Annotated in this window: 20 protein-coding genes; 14 read left to right on the forward strand and 6 right to left on the reverse strand. The window is 70.2% G+C overall.

The genetic code is table 11. The features are described 5' to 3' along the window. Positions 1-215: 215 nt before the first annotated feature. The 6 genes from C0481_RS12990 to C0481_RS13015 all read left to right on the forward strand — a co-directional run bounded on the left by C0481_RS12990 (position 216) and on the right by C0481_RS13015 (position 10295). Positions 216-2516: a TonB-dependent siderophore receptor gene (locus tag C0481_RS12990; protein WP_293404348.1), complete on the forward strand. Its 2301-nt coding sequence runs from the start codon at positions 216-218 to the stop codon at positions 2514-2516. Between the two features lie 95 nt (positions 2517-2611). Then, positions 2612-3295, forward strand: a complete 684-nt coding sequence (locus C0481_RS12995; RefSeq protein ID WP_293404350.1) for a Fe2+-dependent dioxygenase — start codon at positions 2612-2614, stop codon at positions 3293-3295. A gap of 44 nt (positions 3296-3339) precedes the next feature. Continuing rightward, positions 3340-4137 carry an enoyl-CoA hydratase-related protein gene (locus C0481_RS13000; RefSeq protein WP_293404352.1) on the forward strand — a complete coding sequence of 266 codons (798 nt, stop codon included), beginning with the start codon at positions 3340-3342 and terminating at the stop codon, positions 4135-4137. 42 nt (positions 4138-4179) lie between these two features. Then, positions 4180-5370, forward strand: a complete 1191-nt coding sequence (locus C0481_RS13005) for an acyl-CoA dehydrogenase (RefSeq protein ID WP_293404354.1) — start codon at positions 4180-4182, stop codon at positions 5368-5370. Between the two features lie 111 nt (positions 5371-5481). Beyond that, entirely contained in the window at positions 5482-8178 is a 2697-nt protein-coding gene (locus tag C0481_RS13010) for a PAS domain S-box protein (protein ID WP_293404356.1), read from the forward strand. 449 nt (positions 8179-8627) lie between these two features. After that, positions 8628-10295: an MFS transporter gene (locus C0481_RS13015; RefSeq protein ID WP_293404358.1), complete on the forward strand. Its 1668-nt coding sequence runs from the start codon at positions 8628-8630 to the stop codon at positions 10293-10295. 190 nt (positions 10296-10485) lie between these two features. On the opposite strand, the gene C0481_RS13020 is transcribed toward C0481_RS13015, so the two are convergent. From C0481_RS13020 to C0481_RS13035, 4 genes are all read right to left on the reverse strand, one after another. Beyond that, the gene (locus C0481_RS13020; protein ID WP_293404360.1) at positions 10486-11481 is read right to left on the reverse strand and encodes a phosphotransferase; all 996 of its coding nucleotides are present in this window, start codon (positions 11479-11481) and stop codon (positions 10486-10488) included. A gap of 67 nt (positions 11482-11548) precedes the next feature. Continuing rightward, positions 11549-12247 (reverse strand): molybdate ABC transporter permease subunit, encoded by a 699-nt coding sequence (gene modB, locus C0481_RS13025; RefSeq protein ID WP_293404362.1) that lies wholly within the window; start codon positions 12245-12247, stop codon positions 11549-11551. Continuing rightward, positions 12244-13128, reverse strand: coding sequence for an NAD(P)-dependent oxidoreductase (locus C0481_RS13030; RefSeq protein WP_293404364.1), 885 nt, complete (start codon positions 13126-13128; stop codon positions 12244-12246). Before C0481_RS13030 ends, modB begins: the two co-directional genes overlap by 4 nt. Further along, a complete protein-coding gene (locus C0481_RS13035) occupies positions 13128-13439 on the reverse strand; it encodes an MliC family protein (RefSeq protein ID WP_293404366.1) in 312 nt (103 codons plus the stop codon). Before C0481_RS13035 ends, C0481_RS13030 begins: the two co-directional genes overlap by 1 nt. Positions 13440-13559: 120 nt before the next feature. Between C0481_RS13035 and C0481_RS13040 the strand changes: the two genes are divergently transcribed. Together C0481_RS13040 and C0481_RS13045 are read left to right on the forward strand one after the other, a co-directional pair. Continuing rightward, positions 13560-14048 (forward strand): (2Fe-2S)-binding protein, encoded by a 489-nt coding sequence (locus C0481_RS13040; protein ID WP_293404368.1) that lies wholly within the window; start codon positions 13560-13562, stop codon positions 14046-14048. 14 nt (positions 14049-14062) lie between these two features. Continuing rightward, entirely contained in the window at positions 14063-16246 is a 2184-nt protein-coding gene (locus C0481_RS13045) for a xanthine dehydrogenase family protein molybdopterin-binding subunit (protein WP_293404370.1), read from the forward strand. On the opposite strand, the gene C0481_RS13050 is transcribed toward C0481_RS13045, so the two are convergent. After that, complete coding sequence (locus C0481_RS13050) at positions 16243-16851, reverse strand: NTP transferase domain-containing protein (protein WP_293404372.1); 609 nt, start codon at positions 16849-16851, stop codon at positions 16243-16245. The two genes, C0481_RS13045 and C0481_RS13050, sit on opposite strands and share 4 nt — an antisense overlap. A 20-nt stretch (positions 16852-16871) precedes the next feature. On the opposite strand from C0481_RS13050, the gene moaA reads away from it, so the two are divergent. From moaA to glp, 6 genes are read left to right on the forward strand one after another with little or no spacing between them, the layout of a single operon-like run. Continuing rightward, positions 16872-17915 (forward strand): GTP 3',8-cyclase MoaA, encoded by a 1044-nt coding sequence (gene moaA / locus C0481_RS13055; protein ID WP_293404374.1) that lies wholly within the window; start codon positions 16872-16874, stop codon positions 17913-17915. 4 nt (positions 17916-17919) lie between these two features. Next, positions 17920-18159 carry a MoaD/ThiS family protein gene (locus tag C0481_RS13060; protein ID WP_293404376.1) on the forward strand — a complete coding sequence of 80 codons (240 nt, stop codon included), beginning with the start codon at positions 17920-17922 and terminating at the stop codon, positions 18157-18159. Further along, positions 18156-18608 (forward strand): molybdenum cofactor biosynthesis protein MoaE, encoded by a 453-nt coding sequence (locus C0481_RS13065; protein ID WP_293404378.1) that lies wholly within the window; start codon positions 18156-18158, stop codon positions 18606-18608. The genes C0481_RS13060 and C0481_RS13065 overlap by 4 nt, the downstream gene beginning before the upstream one ends. Continuing rightward, positions 18605-19153, forward strand: a complete 549-nt coding sequence (gene moaB, locus C0481_RS13070) for a molybdenum cofactor biosynthesis protein B (RefSeq protein WP_293404380.1) — start codon at positions 18605-18607, stop codon at positions 19151-19153. The genes C0481_RS13065 and moaB overlap by 4 nt, the downstream gene beginning before the upstream one ends. Then, on the forward strand, positions 19154-19624 hold the full coding sequence (moaC, locus tag C0481_RS13075) for a cyclic pyranopterin monophosphate synthase MoaC (RefSeq protein WP_293404382.1): 471 nt from the start codon (positions 19154-19156) through the stop codon (positions 19622-19624). Then, positions 19621-20811 carry a gephyrin-like molybdotransferase Glp gene (glp, locus tag C0481_RS13080; RefSeq protein WP_293404384.1) on the forward strand — a complete coding sequence of 397 codons (1191 nt, stop codon included), beginning with the start codon at positions 19621-19623 and terminating at the stop codon, positions 20809-20811. The genes moaC and glp overlap by 4 nt, the downstream gene beginning before the upstream one ends. A 129-nt stretch (positions 20812-20940) precedes the next feature. Here the strand turns inward: glp and C0481_RS13085 are convergent, their stop codons facing one another. Beyond that, entirely contained in the window at positions 20941-21924 is a 984-nt protein-coding gene (locus tag C0481_RS13085; protein WP_293404386.1) for an XdhC family protein, read from the reverse strand. Position 21925 lies beyond the last annotated feature (1 nt).

Consider the following 21925-nt stretch of genomic DNA (forward strand, 5'->3'; position numbering starts at 1 on the left):
TCGAGACCCAGGTCAGTGGAACAGCCGAACTGGCCGGCGGTTGCGAGCTTCGTGCGACAAAGTTCGCCGAACCGCCGACCAAGCTGCTCACGCCCGCGCCAGTGCGACCCCGATGACACACCCAGCATGATTTGCGAATAATTCGCATTGCCACGGGCGCCCGCCCTAACTAATAGCGCCTCGCAGTTTCATTCGCACACGAACCGGGGCAATCGGTGAATACTCGACGGACTAGCGGCGTTCGCGCCTATGCGCGCAAGGCGCTCACTCCTGCAGCGGTCGCCGGCGTCGCCGGCCTGGCCCTGGTCCCGCAACTCGCCCTCGCCGACGAAGCCGCAGACAATTCCACCGAAGTGTCCGGCCTGCAGGTCGAGGCTCACCAGACCCTGCAGCCGACCTCGCCCAAGTACACCGCCCAGGTGCTGGACACCCCGCGCAGCGTCACCGTGATCCCGCAGGCGGTGATCACCCAGACCGCGGCCACCTCGCTGACCGACCTGTTGCGCACCTCGCCGGGGATCACCTTCGGCGCCGGCGAAGGCGGCCAGCCGCTCGCCGACCGGCCTTTCATCCGCGGCCAGGCCTCGGGCAACAACATCTTCGTCGACGGTATCCGCGACTCCGGCGGCCAGGTCCGCGAGGTCTTCAACCTCGAGCAGGTGGAAGTCATCAAAGGTCCGGACAGCGCCTACAACGGCCGCGGCTCGGGCGGCGGCTCGATCAACCTGACGACCAAGCGCGCGCGGCTTGAAGAGAGCATCGCCGCCAGCGCCATGGTCGGCACCGACGGCTATCTGCGCGGCGTGGTCGACGCCAACCTGCCGGTCGGCCCGACCAGCGCGGTGCGCTTCAACCTGATGGGCACCCAGGGCGACGTCCCGGGCCGCGACAGCGTCGATTTCGACGCCTGGGGCGCGGCGCTGACCGGTACGATCGGGCTCGGCACCGAAACCCGCATCACCGGCAGCTACTATCACCTGACCCGTAACGACATGCCCGACTACGGCGTGCCGCTGTACACCAAGCTGGGCGGCGCGACCGCTCCGCGCACCACCGCGAGCGGCGTGCTCGATGTGCCGCGGGAGTCGTTCTACGGCCTGAAGGCGCGCGACTTCCAGAAGACGCAGGCTGACATCGTCACCCTGATCGCCGAGCACGACATCAACGAGGCGATCACCTTCCGCAACGCCTTCCGCGTCGGCAAGACGCTGAACGACTACGTCGTGACCAACCCCGGCGATGGCGGCAACGCGCAGTTCGTGGCCGGCGAGTGGTGGATGAAGCGCGGCACCAAGGGCCGCTGGAACGAGGCGGCCACCGTCGCCAACGTCACCGACTTCTACGGCAAGTTCCGCACCGGCGGCATCGAGCACAGCTACGACGTCGGGCTGGAGCTGTCGCGCGAGACCAACCGCAACGCGACCTACGTCGTCTACACCACGGCCGGCTCGGCCTGCCCGACGGGCTTCGCCAACAACGTCACCACGGCCGGCGTCGGCGACTGCACCCGCGTCTACGATCCCAATCCGAGCGATCCGTGGCAGGGCCGCATCACCCGCCCCGACGCGGCGGTGAGCTACACCAACACGCTTGGCGTCTACGCCTTCGACACCATGTCGTTCGGCGACAAGTGGCTGCTGAACGTCGGCGTCCGCTTTGACGACTATTCGGTGAAGGGCCGCGACGTCACCGTGACCAGCGCCCTGGGCCTGGTGACGAGCTCGGTGATCACCCCGCGCAACGGCGACTGGCAGTTCACCAACTATCAGGTCGGCCTGGTCTATAAGCCGGTGGCGAACGGCAGCCTCTATGTCTCGTACGGCACCTCGACGACGCCGCCGACCATCTCGGGCGGCGACCAGAACACCGGCAGCGGCAACGGCTTGGGCAACCTCTCGACCGTGCTGCTCGATCCCGAAGAGATCACGTCGGCCGAAGCCGGCGTGAAGTGGGCCTTCTTCCGCGAGCGCCTGTCGGCCTCGGCGGCGATCTTCCACATGACCCGCGAGAACGCCCAGATCCTGATCGCCAACGGCGTCTACGCCCAGGTCGGCGAGAGCATGGTGCAGGGCGTGGAGCTCGGCGTCACCGGCCGCGTCACCCCGGCCTGGATGGTGTTCGGCGGCTACACCTACATGGACAGCGAACTGGTCCGCGGCGCCTATAACGGCGTCAACCAGGGCGAACAGCTGGCCAACACGCCCGAGCACACCTTCAGCCTGTTCACCACCTACGACCTGAACGAGCGGTTCAGCTTCGGCGGCGGCGCCAACTACGTCTCCGACAGCTACGGCGGCAACCAGGGCGGCGCGGGCGGCGGCGGCAACCGCGTCTATGCGCCGGCCTACTGGAAGTTCGACATCTACGCGGCCTACCGGGTCCGCGAGAACCTGGACCTGCAGCTGAACATCAAGAACGTCGCCGACGAAGAGTACATCGCCTCGACCAACGGCGTGCACCACGCCGACTACGGTCAGGGCCGCCAGGCGATCCTGACGCTCAACTACCGCTTCTAGGTTCAGCCCTGTAATAGATCGGACGCCGAGAGGCCCCGCCCCGTCCGGGGCGGGGCCTTTTGTCTTCCCGCCGCCTCGCCTTAAGGTTCCGCCCGATGATGCTGCATATCCCCGAGGTGCTGACCAAGGCGCAGGTGGCCGAGCTCCGCCGCGTGATCGACGCCGCCGATTGGGTCGATGGCAACGCCACCTCCGGCACGCAGTCGGCGCTGGCCAAGCGCAACGAGCAACTGCCGGAAGGCTCGGAGGCGGCGCTGTTCGCCGGCGAGAAGATCCTGGACGCCCTGTCGCGCAGCCCGCTGTTCGTGACCGCAGCCCTGCCCCAGACGGTGTTTCCGCCGCTGTTCAACCGCTATGGCGGCGGCCAGACCTTCGCCACCCACATCGACAACTCGATCCGCCAAAGCCGTGACGGGAGCGTGCGTATCCGCAGCGACCTGTCGGCCACCCTCTTCCTGACCGAGCCGGAGGACTATGACGGCGGCGAGCTGCTGGTCGAGGACACCTACGGCGTCCACGAGGTGAAATTGCCGGCCGGCGACCTGATCCTCTATCCGGCTTCGAGCCTGCACCAGGTCACCCCGGTCACGCGCGGGGCGCGGACCTCGAGCTTCTTCTGGATCCAGAGCATGATCCGCGACGACGCCCGCCGCGCGCTGCTGTTCCAGATGGACATCGCCATCCAGCAGCTGTCGCTGAAGGTCGGCGCCGGGGCGCCGGAGCTTGTGTCGCTGACCGGGACCTATCACAACCTTCTGCGCATGTGGGCCGAGGTCTAGCCGCGAACAACGACGGCGCAGACTTCCGCGAACGGGAGGGCGTCATGACCTACGAGACCATCACCTACGAGACCCGCGGTCAGGTCGGGGTGCTGACCCTGAATCGCCCCGAGAAGCTGAACGCCATCTCCGCCGAGCTGCGCCGCGACCTTGAGGCCGGGCTGATCGCGGCGCGGGACGACGACGCCGTCCGCGCCCTGGTGTTGACCGGGGCCGGCCGCGGCTTCTGTTCGGGCGCCGACCTGACCGGTCCGGCCCCCGAGCGCGACGCCCCGCCGCCGCAGAGCGAACGCCTGGACGAGGAGGCCTGGATGGGCCGCTGGGCGCGGCTGCTGCACGACTTCGACAAGCCGCTGATCGGCGCGATCAACGGCGTCTGCGCCGGAGCCGGCATGGCCTGGGCGCTGGCCTGCGACGTGCGCATCGGCTCCGAGCACGCCCGCTTCAAGACCACCTTCGCCGAGCGAGCGATCTCGCCGGACTCCGGCCTGTCGTTCCTGCTGCCGCGGATCGTCGGCTACGCCAGCGCCGCCGACCTGATCTTCACCAGCCGCATGGTGCTGGCCGACGAAGCCTTGAAGCTCGGCCTGCTGAACCGCCTTACCGCCCACGAGACCTTGCTGGAGGACGCGCTCGCCTATGGCGAGCAGATGGCCCAATGGCCGCCGCTGGCCATCCGTATGGCCAAGCGCGTGCTGCAGGCCAACATGGAGTCCGACTTCGTCGGCGCGGTGAAGTACGAGTCCGTCGGCCTGGCCCACGCCCGCCGCGCCGTAAACGACGTCAAGGAATCGGCCGCCTCGTTCCGCGAGAAGCGCAAAGGCGTCTACACGGGCACGTAAAATGAGGTCATAAGGCGCGCGTCATCTTTCGGAGAACGCGTCATGGCCCTCGACACTGGCGACCAGCAGAAGACCTTCAACTGGGAAGACCCGCTGGACCTGGCCTCGCGCCTCACCGAGGAAGAGCGGATGGTGTGGGAGAGCGCCCGCGCCTACGCCCGCGAGAAGCTGCTGCCGCGCGTGGTCTCGGCCTTCGCCGACGAGCGCTTCGACCGCGAGATCATGACCGAGATGGGCGCCCTCGGCTTCCTCGGCGCGACCCTGCCCGAGCAGTATGGCGGCGCCGGCGTCAGCCACGTGGCCTATGGCCTGATCGCCCGTGAGATCGAGGCGATCGACAGCGGCTACCGCTCGGCGATGAGCGTGCAGTCCTCGCTGGTCATGTACCCGATCTACGCCTTCGGCTCGGAAGAGCAGAAGATGAAGTACCTGCCCGGCATGGCCCGCGGCGAGATCGTCGGCTGCTTTGGCCTGACCGAGGCCGATGGCGGCTCCGACCCGGCCTCGATGCGCACCGTCGCCAAGAAGGTGGACGGCGGCTACGTGCTCAACGGCGCCAAGATGTGGATCACCAACAGCCCGATCGCCGACGTGGCGCTGGTCTGGGCCAAGCTGGACGGGGTGATCCGCGGCTTCCTGGTCGATCGCGGCTCTGAAGGCTTCGCCACCGCCAAGATCCAGAACAAGCTCTCGCTGCGCGCCTCGGTCACCGGCGACATCTCGCTGACCGACGTGTTCGTGCCCGAGAACCAGATGCTCCCGAACGTGACCGGCCTGCGCGGTCCGTTCTCGTGCCTGAACAAGGCCCGCTACGGCATCAGCTGGGGCGCCATGGGCGCGGCCGAGTTCTGCCTGCACGCCAGCCGCGAGTACACCCTGACCCGCAAGGTGTTCGGCCGCCCGCTGGCCGCCCGCCAGCTGGTCCAGAAGAAGCTGGCCGACATGCAGACCGAGATCGCGCTGGGCTTCGAGGGCGCGCTGGCGCTGGGGCGCCTGCTCGACCAGGGCGCCTGGGTGCCGGAAGCCATCAGCCTGATGAAGCGCAACAACTGCGGCAAGGCCCTGGCCATCGCCCGCGAGGCCCGCGACATCCACGGCGGCAACGGCATTTCGGGCGAGTACCACGTGATGCGGCACGCCGCGAACCTGGAGACCGTGAACACCTATGAAGGCGCGCACGACGTCCATGCGCTGATCCTCGGCCGCGCCATCACCGGCGAGAACGCCTTCTAGGTTTCGCGCCGAAGTTTCGCGCCACAACCATCGCGTTAGAAAATCGCGGGTCCAAACGTTACGTTTACCGACCCGCGTTACCTTGCCTGCCGAACAAAGGGGCGGGGGGCGATGGCCGCGAGGCGGACACCGCAGGAATCGACGGCGATCATCGAGTGGCTGTTCGAGAACAGTCGCGAGGTGATGTTCGTCATCGGCGCGGACAAGAAGTTCAAGCTGGTCAATCCCACCTTCGAGCGGGAGACCGGCTGGACGGAGGCCGAGGTCGTCGGTCAGTTCGCGCGCGACTTCATCCATCCTGGCGAGGAAGCCAGCATCGCGGCGCATTTGCAGCGACTGCAAGAGCATGGCTACAGCGACCACGCCTCGCGCATCAGGGCCAAGGACGGCAGCTGGCGCTGGTTCGAGGGGCGCGCGCAACTGCTGCCCGACGGCGAGCTGATCGGGGTGGTCCGCAACGCCACCCGCGAGCGCGAACTGGACGCCCGCCTGGTCGCCGCCGAGCGCACCGGCCAGCTGCTGTCGCAGGCGGCCGGCATCGGCACCTGGTCCTACGAGCCGGAAAACGACCGGATCGAGTGGTCGCAGGACATCCTGAACCTGACCGGCTATCGCGACGACGAGATCGACGACATCGACAAGGTCGGGGCCGTGCTGCATCCCGACGAAGGCCCGGCGGTCCGCACGGCGGTCATGGAGGGCATCCTCTACGGCAAGGCCGGCTCGTTCGAGCACCGGTTGAAGGACAAGACCGGCGGCTGGTCGCACTGGCGCAACACCTTCCGCACCGAGCCGCGGCCGGGCGGCGAGTACGCTCTGCGGGGGGTGATGCAGAACATCACCGAGCTGGTGCAGGCCCGCGACGGGGCGGTGCGCGGCCAGCAGCAGATGCTGCAGCTGGTGGAAGGCGCGCCCTTTGCGGTGGCGATGTTCGATCGCCGGCTGCGCTATCTGGTGATGAGCGGCGCCTGGCGCGAAATGTTCACCCGCCAGGACAAGGAACAGATCGGCCTGACCCTGGCCCAGACCTTCCCGCGCGCGCCCAAGCGGCTGGTCGGCGCGCTGCAGCGCGCTCTGGACGGCGAGGTGGTCAGCCGCGACGAGGATCGCATCAACGACATCGAGGACGTGCGCCGCTGGGTGCGCTGGCAGGCGCGCCCCTGGCGCGACGCCAAGGGCGCGGTGCAGGGCGTGGTCTGCTATGTCGACGACATCACGCCGCTGGCCCAGGCGCGCCGCGAGGCCGAGGTCAACGCCCGGCGCCTGAAGCTCGCCCTCACCGCCGCCGACGCCGGCGTCTATGAGATCGACCACGTCCAGAAGAGCTTCTGGGCGAGCCCCGAATTCGAGCGGATGCTGGGCAAGGACATCAAGGGCTACGAAGAAGCCCAGACCCTGCAGTTTCCGCGCTTCCACCCCGACGATCTGGACCATGTCCGCCAATCGTTCCGCGACATCCGCGACGGCAAGCGCGCGGCGGGCGCCGCCTTCGAAGCCCGCGCCATCGGGCCGAGCGGGGAGGCCCGCTGGGTCCGCGTCTTCCACCACCTGTCGACCGACCGCCAGGGGCGCTGGCTGAAGGGCGTGGGCCTGGTGCAGGATTTCGACCAGCGCAAGCGCCAGGAGCTGGACCTGATCGCCGCGCAGCGCGCCGCCCAGGCGGCCGGCGAGGCCAAGGCCGCGTTCCTGGCCAATATGAGCCACGAGATCCGCACGCCGATGAACGGCGTCATGGGCGTACTGCACCTGCTGAAGTCCGAGACCCTGTCCGACGAGGGCCGGCGGATGCTGGAGGAGGCGCTGTCCTGCGGCCAAATGCTGGCCGAGCTGCTGAACGACGTCATCGACTTCTCGAAGATCGAGGCCGGGCGGCTGGAGATGGCGCCCGAGGCGATCGACCCGCGCGCCCTGATCGAGGGCGTGGCGCGACTACTGCGCCCCCAGGCCGACGCCAAGCACCTGAAGCTGGTGGTCGATGTCGACCCGGCGATCGGCTGGGTGGTGTCCGATCCGGTGCGGCTGCGCCAGGCGCTGTTCAACCTGGTCGGCAACGCCGTGAAGTTCACGCTGAAGGGCCAGGTCACGATCCGCGCCCGCCTGCGGCCAGGACCGGTGACCCAGATGCTGCGGCTGGAGATCGCCGACACCGGCGTCGGCATCCCAGAAGCCGTGCAGCCGCGGATCTTCCAGCGCTTCGACCAGGGCGACGCCTCGACGACGCGCAAGTTCGGCGGCTCGGGCCTGGGCCTGTCGATCACCCAGAAGCTGGCCCAGATGATGGGCGGCGGGGTCGGCTTCGCCTCGACCGAAGGCGTCGGCTCGGTGTTCTGGCTGGAGGTCTCGGCCGCGCCGTCGGAGGCCGCGGTCGCGCCCGAGGAGTCGACCGACGATTGGCTGAACGGCTTGCGAGTACTGGTGGTCGAGGACAATCCGACCAACCGCATGATCGCCACCAAGCTGCTGGAGAAGCTGGGCGCGGTGGTTGAGACCGCCGCCGACGGCTATCTCGGCGTCGAGGCCGCCGGCCGCGGCGCCTTCGACCTGATCCTGATGGACGTGCAAATGCCGGGCATCGACGGCCTGGAGGCGGCGCGCCGCATCCGGGCCATCGGCGGATCGGTCGCCGCCACGCCTATCGTCGCCCTGACCGCCAATGTGCTGGCCCACCAGCGGACCGCCTATCTGGAAGCCGGCATGGACGGGGTGGTCGGCAAGCCGATTTCGCCCGCCGCGCTGCTTGGCGAAATCGCCCGCCTGGCCGCCGTCGAGCCAGGCGCCGACGACGACGAGGCCGCCGCTGTGGCCTAGCGGCCCCGAGCGCCCGCCCCCGGGCGGCTGGCCCAGGCGTTGAAATGTCGCCCCCAGACTACCCTACTCGCCCGAGATGCGGGCGATCGACGCCTCTTCCCGGCTGACATTTTCGACGGCAAGGCGCGTCGTTGGTTCAAGGCGCCGGCCGCCGCGCAATCGGACGCGCGCCATCATGGCGACTTCGACAACGATCCAAAGACTCTGGCCACCACCTTCAAACGGATCAGCGACCAGCGCAGCGTCATCCCGCCCTCGTCACAGCCATCCGCCCTAGGACGCGCGCGCGTCCGTCAGCGACTGGAACAGAACCTGCGCCTTACCGCGCAATGAGCGAACCGCACCGACGCGGCGCCCGCTGCGTCACGCTCCGTCAGGACAACGATCGTCCCTTCCCACATCGCCGTTCTCCGAGTTAGACCTTCCCCTAGTTTCGGGGGAGACAGTGGATGGCGGACGTCGCCGTGGAAGCGGGCAAGAAGCCGGCGTCTTTGCGCACCGTGGTGGCCGCCTCATCGGCGGGGACCGCCTTCGAGTGGTACGACTTCTTCGTCTTCGGCAGCCTGACCCAGGTCATCTCCAAGACCTTCTTCTCGGGCCTGCCGGAAACCGCCGGCTACATCGCCGCCCTGGCGCTGTTCGGGGCCGGCTTCCTGTTCCGGCCGCTGGGCGCGCTGGTGTTCGGCCGGATCGGCGACAAGGCCGGCCGCAAGGGCGCGTTCCTGGTCACCGTCGTGCTGATGGGCGCGGCCACCTTCGCAATCGGCCTGCTGCCGACCTACCAGCAGGTGGGGCTGCTGGCCCCGGCGCTGCTGGTGCTGATGCGGATCGTCCAGGGCTTCGCGCTGGGCGGCGAGTACGGCGGCGCGGCGATCTATGTCGCCGAGCACGCGCCGGCCGACGGCCGTGGCTGGGCAACCGGCTGGGTGCAGACCTCGGCGGCGCTCGGCCTGTTCGGCGCGCTGATGGTGATCCTGGTCACCCGCCTCGTCCTGGGGAAGTACTTCGGCCCCGAGGCCTTCGACCAATGGGGCTGGCGGATCCCGTTCCTGTTTTCGGCCGGCCTGCTGGCGATCTCGATCTGGATGCGGCTGAAGCTCTCGGAGAGCCCCGCCTTCGCCAAGATGAAAGCCGAAGGGACCGCCTCCAAGGCTCCCTTCGCCGAGGCGTTCGGCCAGTGGCGCAATCTGAAGGTCGTGCTCCTGGCCCTGGTCGGGGTGATGTTTGCGCAAGGGGCGGTCTGGTACACTGGCTTCTTCTACGCCCAGACCTTCATGGAGCGGTTCCTCAAGGTCCCGCCCGAGACCATCAACCTACTGATGCTGTCGGTGACGGCGGTCAGCGCCGTCGGCTACGTCGTCTTCGGCTGGCTGTCGGACAAGATCGGCCGCAAGCCGGTGATGCTGTTCGGCATGGTGCTGATGCTGGCGGCCTACTTCCCCGGCTTCCACATGCTGACCCAGACGCTGAACCCGGCGTTGTCGGAAGCCCAGGCCCGCACGCCGGTGGTGGTGGTCGCCGATCCGAACGACTGCTCGCTGCAGTTCGACCCGGTCGGCAAGGCCGCGTTCCTGTCGTCCTGCGACATCGCCAAAGGCGTGCTGGCCGGGGCCGGCGTCTCCTATGACAACGAGGTCGGGGCCGCGGGCGCGCCGGCGATGGTGCGGATCGGCTCGACCACCGTGCACGCCGCCAGCGCCGCCGGCCTGGTCGGCAACAGCGCCAAGGCCGCCAAGGCCAAGGTCGAAGGCGAGATCAAGGCCGCCCTGGCCTATGCCGGCTATCCGTCGCACGCCGATCCGGAGCGCATGAACCTGCCCGGCGCGTTCGGAGTGCTGCTGGTCTTCGTGATCGCCGCCACCGCGCTCTACGGCCCTATCGCCGCCTGCCTGGTCGAGCTGTTCCCGACCCGCATCCGATACACGGCGATGTCCCTGCCCTACCACATCGGCACCGGCTGGGTCGGCGGCTTCACGCCGTTCACCGCCTTCGCCATCGTGGCGGCGACCGGCCACATCTATGCCGGGCTCTGGTACCCGTTCGTCTTCACCCTGACCTCTGTCGTGGTCTGCCTGTGGCTGCTGCCCGAGACCCGCGGCCGGTCGCTGGATCAGTAGGCTGAGACGCTCGGACAAGGAGACACCTCCCTCGCCCCTGCAAGGGGAGAGGGTTGGGGTGAGGGGTCGGCGGCGCGGAGCGACGCACGACGGAACCGGCAGCTGCTGAGAGGCCCGCCCCTCACCCTACCCTCTCCCCCAGGGGGAGAGGGAAACTGGCTTCGCAGGTCTCCACCAGGTGAGCGACGCGTCAGGCGATCACCGCCAGCGCCGCTTCCAGCTGGGGATCGCGCAGACCGTCCAGCGCCGCGGCCAGCCGCGCCTTCACGTAGGCGAAGCGGCCCGCGTCGGTGTCCAGCACCGGCTCGCCCAGCGACAGCGCCTCGTGCAGCTGCGCCAGCGAGCGGCCGGCGAGGTCCTTCGCCGGCGGTTGCTCGCCGACCGCGTTCGCCATCACCAGCCCGTAGAACAGGTGGTTCACCTGCCGCATGACCTGCAGCCGGGCGCGGCGGGGCGCATCCACGGCCCCGAAGTAGGTCGCCAGCAGCAGGTCCTCGTCCGCCGGCGTGTGGGCGAAGAGGTTGGCGACACACGACAGATCGACATAGCGGTCGGCCAGGAACGCCGACTCCCAGTCCACCAGCCATAGGCGCGAGCCGTCGTAGAGGACGTTGCGCGGATTGAGGTCGTTGTGGCTGGCCACCAGGTCGGCCGGATCGGTCCGGTACCGCGCGCGCAGGTTCCGCCAGCGGTCGAGCAGCTCGGCCATGGCGGCCGGCGCCACCAGGCCGCGCGCCTGAAACTGAGCGACGAGCGCGTCGATCCCGTCGAGATAGTCGACCAACGGCGGGAACGGCGGACCGCCGTGCAGGGCGCGGACCGTCTGGGCGACCTCGACCACCAGCTGGTCGTGCGTGCCGCGATACTCCAGCGACAGCGGCCGCTCGTCGACGAAGTCCATGATCGCCACGCCGTCGTCCGGATCGGCGTAGCGGACCCGCGGGGCCAGCAGCCCGGCCGCGGCGATGCGCATGCACTCATAGGCCTGCTGCGGATCGCGGAAGCCGTCGCGCGCCTGGTCCAGCCGCAGCAGGTAGGCGATGCCGCCGACCCGGATGCGGAACACGCCGGCGCCGGAAAGCCCGCCGCCGAGCGCGACGATCGAGTCCGGCTCGCCGACGCCGAAGGCCGCGGTCAGGCCGCGGGCGACGGCGGTGCGGAGGGCGGGGGGAAAGTCGAGCGCCATGGCGCGTCCTCCAGATTGGAGGATGCTTTTACCCGGCTATAAATCCTCGTCAATATTACCCGGATAATTATTCCCGATCGCCGCGGGCGGCGCGCGCGGCCCAGCGGCCCACCGCATCGGAGACCAGCACCGCGGCCACGGCGATGACCGCGGCGACCAGGCAAAGGGCCGCGGCCCGCGCCTCGTCGCCCGGCGATTGGGTGGCGCCGTAGATCGCCGCCGGCAGGGTCAGGGTCTCGCCCGGGATGGCGGCGACGAAGGTGATGGTCGCCCCGAACTCGCCCAGCGCTTTGGCGAAGCCGAGGATGGCGCCGGCCGCCACGCCGGGCAGCGCCAGCGGCAGGGTGATGCGGAAGAAGCGGACCAACCGCCCGGCCCCCAGCGTGCGGGCGACCTCGTCCACCTCGCGGTCGACCGCCTCGATGGCCAGCCGGATCGGGCGGACCATCAGCGGGAACGCCATGATCCCGGCGGCCAGCGCCGCGCCGGTCCAGTCGAAGGCGAAGACGATCCCGACCTTCTCCAACGCCTGCCCGAACGCGCCGCGCCGGCCGAACAACAGCAGCAGCACATAGCCGGTCGCGACCGGCGGCAGCACCAGCGGCAAGGTCACCGCCGCGTCCAGCACCACCCGCGCAGCATAGCGGCCGCGCGCCTGGGCCAGCGCCACCAGCACCGCGATCGGCAGGGCGACCAGCGTCGCTGCGCCGGCCACCTTCAGCGACAACATCACCGCGGCGAAGTCTTCGGCCGTCAGGGTGCTCACGGCGCCGCCGTCGGCAGGATCTCGACCGCCACGCCGGCCTGCTCGAGTTCGGTCAGCACGATCGGCGCCGTGGCCACGCGCACGACGCTCTGGCCGGACGCGGCCAAGGCGGCGAGCCGCTCAGCGCTCGCCGCGTCCGGCTGCAGGCGTTCGGCGTCCCGGCGCGCCAGCGACAGGATCGCCGGATCGGCGTCCGGGTCGGCGACGATCACGTCGGCGGCGGCCAGCGCGCGCACGGCGCGCAGGGTCAACAGGTCGGCCGGGCCTCGGCCGGTGACGATCCGAATCCGGCCCTGGGCGGCGATGCCCCCGGCCAGCGCCTCGCGCAGCAGCCTCATCGCACCGTCCATGTCGCCGGCCATGGCGGCGGCGGCGGCCGGTCCGGTCAGCGCCTCGCGCAAGAACGTCCGGCGTTCGTGCAGCTGCGGCAGCGCGGCGCGGACCTCGTCCTGCAGCTGGCGGAACAGGGCCGCGACCCGGCCGGCGCCCTCAGGCACGCGCTGCTCGATGTCGGCGCGCAGCATGGTCGCCAGCATCGGCGAGGCGCCGCCGGTGCCGATGGCGGCCACCACCTCGCCGCGGTCGATCACCGCCGGGGTGGTGAAGTCGCAAAGCTGCGGGCGGTCGACGACGTTGACCGGCACGTGGGCCGCGCGGGCGGCGGCGGCGGCGGCTTGCGCAAAGACATCGTCGGCGCTGGCCACGAAGGCGAGCGCAGCGCCGGCATAGGCGGCGGGATCGGCCGCCGCGTCGCCTTGCAGATGCACGATACGGGCCGGCGAGCCTTCCAGCAGCCGCAGCTTGGCCTGCGCCGGCTCGCCCGAGCCGGCGATCACCACCGTGCGGCCGCTGAGCGGGAAGAAGGCGGGAAAGGCGTCCATCAACCGGTCTTGCAGTCGCGGTAGGCCGCGCCGGGCGTCCCGGTCAGCATCGCCTCGTCGCCCTTGCTGAAGAGCTCGACCCCGCCGGCGGCGTACTTGGCGCCGGAGGCCGAGCGTACGTGCGGCAGACGGTAGGTGCGGTCTCCAGCCCGGACGATCGCCCTGTCGCCGGCCAGGTCGTAGGCGGCGGTGAACGAACGGCCGCCGGCGCAGGCATAGGTCTGGGGCGCGTTCGTCGCGTCCATCGGCGCCGTGCTGGCGCAGCCGGCCAGGACCAGCGCCGCCCCGATCGCCAACATCACCTTCCGCATTCAGGTCCCCTGACTGTCAGGCGCACAGCCTAGCCGTGGTCGGCGCCGAACGCAGCCACTTTACCGGCGAGCCTGAACGTCGTTAGGATGAGCGAACGCTCACATGCGGGAGGGATACCCATGGCCATGACTCTGGACGTCAACGGCAAGCCCCTGGCCGTCAAGGCGGCGCCCGACACCCCGCTGCTCTGGGTGCTGCGCGATGAGCTCCAGCTCACCGGCACCAAGTACGGCTGCGGCGTGGCCCAATGCGGCGCCTGCACGGTGATGGTCGACGGCCAGGCCGTCCGCTCCTGCGTGACCCCGATCGAGGCGGTCGCCGCCAGCAAGATCACCACCATCGAGGGCCTGGGCGGGCAGCACCCGCTGCAGCAGGCCTGGGTCAAGCATGACGTGCCGCAGTGCGGCTACTGCCAGTCGGGCCAGATCATGTCGGCGGCCGCCCTGCTGGGCGCCAACGCCAAGCCCACCGACGCCGACATCGACGCGGCGATGGACGGCAATATCTGTCGCTGCGGGACCTATCAGCGGGTCCGCGCGGCGATCAAGGACGCCGCCGCCATGCCCGCGCCCGCAGCCGCTCCGGCCGCCGCGCCGGCCAAGGCCTGAGGGGGGAACCGCAGATGAACGCTCCCGTGAACAAGAAGGCGATCGCCGGCGCAACTCGCCGCGACGTGGTGATCGGCGCCAGCCTGGTCGGCGGCGCCCTGGTGGTCGGGGCCTGCTCGCCCGGCGACCTGCTGTCGATCGGCGCCAAGGAGGACTTCGGCGCCTTCGGCCCCTTCATCAAGATCGCGCCGGACGGCGTGGTCACCGTCGTCTCCAAGCACATCGAATTCGGCCAGGGCAACCACGCCGGGCTAGCCGCCATCGTCGCCGAGGAGCTGGACGCCGACTGGAGCAAGGTCCGCGTCGAACAGGCCCCCGCCATCGCCAAGGTCTACGCCAACACCGGCATGGGCGTGCAGGGCACCGGCGGCTCGTCGGCGATCTCCAATTCCTGGGACCAGCTGCGCAAGGCCGGCGCCTCGGCGCGGGCGATGTTCGTCGAGGCCGCCGCCAACAAGTGGAGCGTGCCGGCCGGCGAGATTGCGGTGAAGGACGGCGTCCTGACCCACGCCTCGGGCAAGAGCGCGGGCTTTGGCGAGCTGGTCGCCGACGCCGCCAAGGCGACGCCGCCCGCCACGCCGACGCTGAAGGACCCCAAGACCTTCACGCTGATCGGCACCGACCGCGTGCGCCGCAAGGACGCCCAGGCCAAGTCGGACGGCACCGCCAAGTTCACCCAGGACGTCCAGCTGCCGAACATGCTGATCGCCATGGTCGCGCACGCGCCGAAGTTCGGGGCCAAGGTCGCCTCGTTCGACGCCGCCGAGGCCAAGAAGGTCCCCGGCGTGGTCGAGGTCTATCAGATCCCCAGCGGCGTGGCCGTGGTCGCCGAGACCACCTGGGCCGCCAAGCAGGGCCGCGAGGCGCTGAAGGTCACCTGGAACGAGGACGAGGCCGAGAAGCGCTCCTCGGACGCCATCCTCGCCCGCTACAAGGAGCTGGCCTCCGGCAAGGCCCAGCCGGCCGACAAGGAGAAGTGGCAGGCTTTTGAGAGCAAGGGCGACATCGCCACGGTGAAGGGCGAGGCGTTCGAGGCGGCCTACGACTTCCCGTTCCTGGCCCACGCGACCATGGAGCCAATGAACTGCGTGGCCCAGGCCGGCGGCGGCAAGGCCAAGCTGACCTTCGGCTCACAGATCCCGACCATCGACCAGCTCAACACCGCCAAGATCGTCGGCATGCTGCCCGGCGCGGTGGAGATCGAGACCCTGTTCGCCGGCGGCTCGTTCGGACGCCGCGCCAACTTCCAGTCCGACTACGTCGCTGAGTGCGTCGAGATCGCCAAGAAGGTCGGCAAGGACCGGCCGGTGAAGCTGGTCTGGACCCGCGAGGACGACATGGCCGCCGGCTACTTCCGGCCGATCGCCCACCACACGGTGCGCGTCACCCTGGACAAGGACGGCTACCCCGCCAGCTGGCGCCAGCGGGTGGTCACCCAGACCCTGATGAAGGGCTCGCCGATGGGCCAGCCCAAGCTCGACGAGACCGCGGTCGAAGGCACGCTAGGCTCGCCCTATCTGAAGGCGACGCCGATCGTCGACGCCCAGCTGATCCAGCCGGATTCGGGCGTGCCGGTGCTGTGGTGGCGCTCCGTCGGCGCGACCCACACCGCCTATGTGATGGAGCACACCATCGACCAGCTGGCCAAGAAGGCCGGCAAGGATCCGGTCGAGTACCGCCGCGCGCTCTACACCAAGGCTGGGGCCAACCGTCACCTGGCGGTGCTGAACCTGGCGGCCGAGAAGGCCGGCTGGACGACCCCGGCGCCGGCGGGCTGGACCCGCGGCGTGGCCGTGCACGAGAGCTTCGGCTCGGTGGTCGCACAGATCGCCGAGGTGAAGCTGGACGGCGGCGTCCCGAAGGTCGGCCGCGTGGTCACCGCCATCGACTGCGGCACCGCGATCTCGCCCGACCAGATCGCCTCGCAGATGGAAGGCGGCACCTGCTACGGGCTGTCGGCGGCGATGTTCGGCCAGATAACCCTGAAGGACGGCGTGGTCGAGCAGGGCAACTTCGACAGCTATCGCGTGCTGCGCAACTCCGAGGCCCCGACCGTCGAGACCTACATCGTGGCGTCCGGCAATGCGCCGAGCGGGGTCGGCGAACCGGGCACCCCGGTGATCGGCCCGGCGGTGGCCAACGCCCTGCTGACCCTCACCGGCCAGCCGACGCTGAGCCAGCCGTTCGTCAAAGCCTAGCGATCGAGGTCGCTGCGCTCGTCGACGTCGAACAGCACGCCGTCGTCGGGCGCCTCGACCAGGGCCAGCGCCTGGCCGAGCCCTTTGAGGATCGCGCGCGCGCCGGCGTCGCCGGACAGCGTGCGCAGTTGCGGCAGCAGGCCTGAGCCGATCAGGGCCGGATGGCCGCGCTGGCCTTCGAACACCGGCGCGGCGGCCGGCGCACCGGCGCGGACCGCCGCGACGAGCTTCCCAAGCACCGCATGGGGCACGCGCGGCATGTCGCCGAGAAAGACAAATGCACCTGCACAGTTCGCGGGCAGCTCGGCGGCGGCCCGGCGCAGCGACGCGCCCATCCCCTCCTCGTGGTCGTCGGCATGAACCACCAGCAGACGCGAGGAGGCGCCCGAACGCGCGGCATGGTCGCGAGCCAACGCCTCGACCTCCGCCGCTGCCGTTCCGGTGACCACGATCACCCGGCGGACGGGCGCGGCGAAGGCGGCCGCCAGGGCGCCGTCCAAAAGGGCGCCGCCTGCCCACGGCGCCAGCAGCTTGCCGCCGCCGAACCGCCGTCCCGCGCCGGCGGCCAAAACCACAGCCTCGAATTCGGGCGCCTCTGTCGCCAAACCGTGTTCCCCTCTATCTTATGCTCAGCATGACGCCCTATGACGCCGCATCGCCGCAAGAGGCCCGCGTCCAACCGTTGATCGATGGATTCGGTCGGACGGTGAGCTATCTGCGTGTCTCGGTCACCGACCGCTGCGACCTGCGCTGCGTCTACTGCATGTCCGAGCACATGACCTTCCTGCCGAAGGCCGAGGTGCTGACGCTCGAGGAGCTGGACCGCATCGCCTCGGCCTTCGTGGCGCTGGGCACGCGCAAGCTGCGCATCACCGGCGGCGAGCCGCTGGTCCGCAAGGGCGTGATGGGCCTGTTCGAGAACCTCTCGCGGCACCTGAAGTCGGGCGCGCTGGACGAGCTGACCCTGACCACCAACGGCACGCGGCTGGAGGAATTCGCCGCCGACCTCGCCCGCCTCGGCGTGCGGCGGGTCAACGTCTCGATGGATACGCTGGACCCGGCCAAGTTCCGCGTCCTGACCCGCGGCGGCCAGCTGCCCAAGGTCATGGCCGGCATCGACGCGGCCCTGGCCGCCGGCCTCTCGGTCAAGATCAACGCCGTGGCGCTGAAGGACGACAACGCCGCCGAACTGCCCGACCTGATCGCCTGGGCCCATGCCCGCGGCTGCGACATGACCCTGATCGAGGCCATGCCGCTGGGCGAAATCGAGGTCGACCGCACCGACCAGTTCCTGTCGCTGAAGGACGTCCGCCGCGGGCTGGAGAGCTTCTGGACGCTGAACGAGATCGCCCACCGCACCGGCGGCCCGGCCCGCTATGTCCGAGTCGAGGAGACCGGCGGGCGACTAGGGTTCATCACCCCGCTCAGCCATAATTTCTGCGAGAGCTGCAACCGCGTGCGGCTGACCTGCACCGGCACCCTCCACACCTGCCTCGGCCGCGAGGACGCCAGCGACCTGCGCGCGGTGATCCGCGCCGGGGCCGACGACGCGGGACTGGTGGACGCCATCCGCCTGGCGATCGACGCCAAGCCGCAGGGCCACGACTTCCACATCGAGCGCGCCGCCGCCCCGGCCGTCGCGCGCCACATGTCGACGACCGGGGGCTGAGGTCATGGCCAGGGTTTTGTTGTTCGGTCGCCTGAGCGACGTCGCCGGCTGGCGCTCGCGCGAGCTGGACGCCGACTCCATCGCCGCCCTCACCGCGCTGTTGTCGGACGAGGACGCCGACCTCGCCGAAGCTCTGGCCCGGCCCGGCGTCCAGGTCGCCCTCGACCAGGAGATCGTGCGTGGCGACGCGGCGCTGACCGCGCGGTCGGAGGTCGCTTACCTGCCGCCGATGAGCGGCGGATGATCAGCCTGACCGACCAGCCGTTCGAGCCCGGCGCGCTGCTGACCGCCTTCAGCCAGGGCCGCGACGAGACCGGCGCCATCGCCACCTTCACGGGCCTGGCCCGCGCCGAGCGCGGCGCCACGACGACGCTGGAACTCGAGGCCTATCCCGGCTTTACGGAAGCCGCGATCGACAAGATCGCGCAGGAGGCCAAGGCCCGCTTCGCGCTCGACGACTTCCAGATCGTCCACCGGGTCGGCGCCATCGCGCCCGGCGAGCCGATCGTCTTCGTGGCCACCGCCGCCACGCACCGCCGCGCGGCCTTCGAGGCCTGCGATTTCCTGATGGACTACTTGAAGAGCCGCGCCCCCTTCTGGAAGAAGGAGACCGGCCCCGACGGCTCGCGCTGGATCGAACCGCGCGACCAGGACCACGCCGACATCGCCCGATGGGAGAGCACCAAGCCATGAACGCCTTCACCCCCGGCGGCCGCATCGACGAGAGCCAGGCGATCAAGCCGGTCCGCATCGCGGTGCTGACCGTCTCCGACACCCGCGACGAGGAAAGCGACACCTCGGGCCACGTGCTGGCCGAGCGGATCAAGGCCGCCGGCCACGAGCTGGCCGACAAGGGCATCGTCAAGGACGACGTCGCCCAGATCCGCGAGCAGATCAAAGCCTGGGTCGCCTCGGGCAGCATCGACGCCATCATCACCACCGGCGGCACCGGCATCACCGGCCGCGACGTGACGCCCGAGGCGGTCGAGCCGCTGTTCGACAAGAAGATCGACGGCTTCTCGGTGATCTTCCATCTGGTCAGCTACCAGTCGGTCGGCCTCTCGACCCTGCAGAGCCGCGCGACCGCCGGCATCGTCGACGGCGTGTTCGTGTTCTGCCTGCCCGGCTCCAACGGCGCGGTGAAGGACGGCTGGGATAAGGTGATCGCGGCCCAGCTCGACAGCCGCCATGGCCCCTGCAACATGGTCGAACTCATGCCGCGCCTGCTCGAGAAGTAGGTGAGTAAGCTCACCCACATCGACGAGACCGGCCGCGCCCACATGGTCGACGTCTCGGATAAGGCGGTCACGTCCCGCGAGGCGACCGCCGAGGGCTTCGTGCGCATGGACGCCGCCACCCTGGCCCTGGCGCTGTCGGGCGACGCCAAGAAGGGCGACGTGCGCGCCACCGCCGAGATCGCCGGGATCATGGCCGCCAAGAAGACCGCCGACCTGATCCCGCTGTGCCATCCGCTGGCGCTGAGCAAGGTCGAGGTGCGCGTCGCCCCGGCCGACGGCGGCCTGGCGGTCACCGCCCGCGTGAAGACCTCGGGCCAGACCGGCGTCGAGATGGAGGCGCTGACCGCCGTCTCGGTCGCCTGCCTGACGATCTACGACATGCTGAAGGCGGCCGACAAAGGCATGACCATCGAAAGCGTGCGGCTGCTGACCAAGAGCGGCGGCAAGTCCGGCGACTGGGCCCGCGCATGAAACTGATGCCCGTCGAGGACGCCCGCGCGGCGATGCTGGCCGAGGTCTCGCCCCTGGCCGGCGAAACCATCGCGCTCAAGACCGCCATAGGCCGGGTGCTGGCCGAGGACGTGACCGCCGTCCGCCACCAGCCGCCGTTCGACGCCTCGGCCATGGACGGCTGGGCGCTGCGCAGCGCCGACGCCCCCGGGACGCTGGCCATCGTTGGGGAGAGCGCCGCCGGCCACGGCTATGAGGGCGAGCTCAAGCCCGGCCAGGCGGTGCGGATCTTCACCGGCGCGGCCATGCCCGCCGGCGCCGACACCATCGTCATCCAGGAGGACGCCACCCGCGAGGGCGACGCCGTCACCGTGCCCGCCTCCGCGCCGGGCGCTAACCTGCGGCCCGCCGGCGGCGACTTCAAAGCCGGCCAGGCGCTGCTGAGCGCCGGAACCCGCATCGATCCCTGGCGGTTGTCCCTGGCGGCCTCCGCCGGGCGCGCCGAAGTCCTCGTCCACGCCCGGCCGCGGGTGGCGATCGTGTCCACCGGCGAGGAGATCGTCGAGGCGCCGGCCGCGCCGGGCCCCTACCAGATCTACGATTCCGGCGCGCCGGCCCTTGCCGCCATGGTTGAGGGCTGGGGCGGCGCGGCCTTCAAATGCAAGCCGGTGCGCGACGAGCTGGACGCCGTGATCGGCGCCCTGCGCGACGCCGACGCCGAGCTGATCGTCACGGTCGGCGGCGCCTCGGTCGGCGACCACGATCTGGTCCGCGCCGCGGCCCAGGCGCTGGGCCTGTCGCTCAAGGTCGCCAGCGTCAATGTCCGCCCCGGCAAGCCGACCTTCTTTGGGGTGCTGGGCGACGGCCGCAAGCTGCTCGGCCTGCCCGGCAATCCGGCCTCAGCCTTCGTCTGCGCCGAACTGTTCCTCAAGCCCATCATCATGAAGATGCAGGGCGGGGCCGAAAACCTGCCGATCGTGAGCGCCAAAACCGCCGTGCCGATGGCCGCCAACGGATCGCGCGAGCACTGGATGCGGGCCAAGCTCAGCTATGCGGACGGCGCGCTGATCGCCGAGCCCTACCGCGACCAGGACTCCTCGCTGGTCAGCGTCTTCGCCGCCGCCGACGCCCTGCTGCGCCGCCCCGCCAACGCTCCGGCCCTGGCCGCCGGCGACTTGGTCGACGTGCTGCCTCTGGCGCGGGCCTAACACCCAATTCCTCCCCCGCTGGGGGAGGTGGCGCGCGCAGCGTGACGGAGGGGGACTGCGGATTCAGAAAGCCCCCTCAGTCGGCCTTGCGGCCGACAGCTCCCCCAGAGGGGGAGCAATTGACGCCTTCTAAGCCGTCGCGCGCTTGGGCGTCGCCTTGCGGGGCTCTTCGGCCAGGCGCGCGTGGCGCAGGGCCGTGATCTCGCCGATCACCGACAGCGCCACCTCCCAGGGAGCCTTGCCGCCGATGTCGAGCCCGATCGGCGCGTGCAATTGCTGCAGCCGCGCCTCCGAGAAGCCGGCGGCGCGGAGCGGCTCCAGCCGCTCGGGCAAACGCTTTCGCGCGCCCAGCAATCCGACATAGCCGGCGTCGGACGGCAGAGCCGCAGCCAGCGCCTCGCGGTCCATCTCGAGGTTGTGGGTGGCGATGGCGATGGACGTCCAGGCGTCGGTCCCGATGGTGGCCAGCGCCTGCGCCGGCTCGTCGCGGCGATAGGCGATCCCGGCGATCGGCGGCGGCGCCTGCGGGCCCTTGGGCCGCACCAGCGTCGTCTCCATGCCTGACTGGACCCCGAGCTGGGCGATGGCCAGCGCGGTCGGGTCGGCCCCGAACACCACCAGCCGCGGAACCGGGTCATAGGCCTGGACGATAGCGCCGTCCCAGGGACCGGGCGCTGGCCCGCACGCGCGCCGAACCCCGTCGCTGACCCAGACCACCGGTCGGCGCGCGTCGTAGGCCGCCAACAGCTCCGTCAGCGCCGGGTCGCCTGGATCCACCCGCTCGACGAAGATCTCGATCCGCGCGCCGCACAGCAGCTGGATGTCGGGCCAGGGGCTGCCCGCGCCGTAAACCAGGCGCCGGGGCGCTGCGTCATCGAGGCACGCGAAGGCGTGATCGGCGACGTCGCTCTCCACGCAGCCGCCGGAAAAGTAACCGGCGACAATTCCCTCGGCGAACACCATCTGGGTCCCAGGAGGACGCGGCCCGCCGCCCTCAACCGAAACCAGCGTCGCCAAGGCGATGGGCAGATTCCGTTGCTGGGCTTGGGCCAGCGCGGGGCGGACGTCGTCGGCCATGCCGAACATCGGCCATTCAGGGAGCGGCTCTCGCATG

It is taken from the genome of Phenylobacterium sp. (genome assembly GCF_013822795.1).
Classification (GTDB): Bacteria; Pseudomonadota; Alphaproteobacteria; order Caulobacterales; family Caulobacteraceae; genus Phenylobacterium.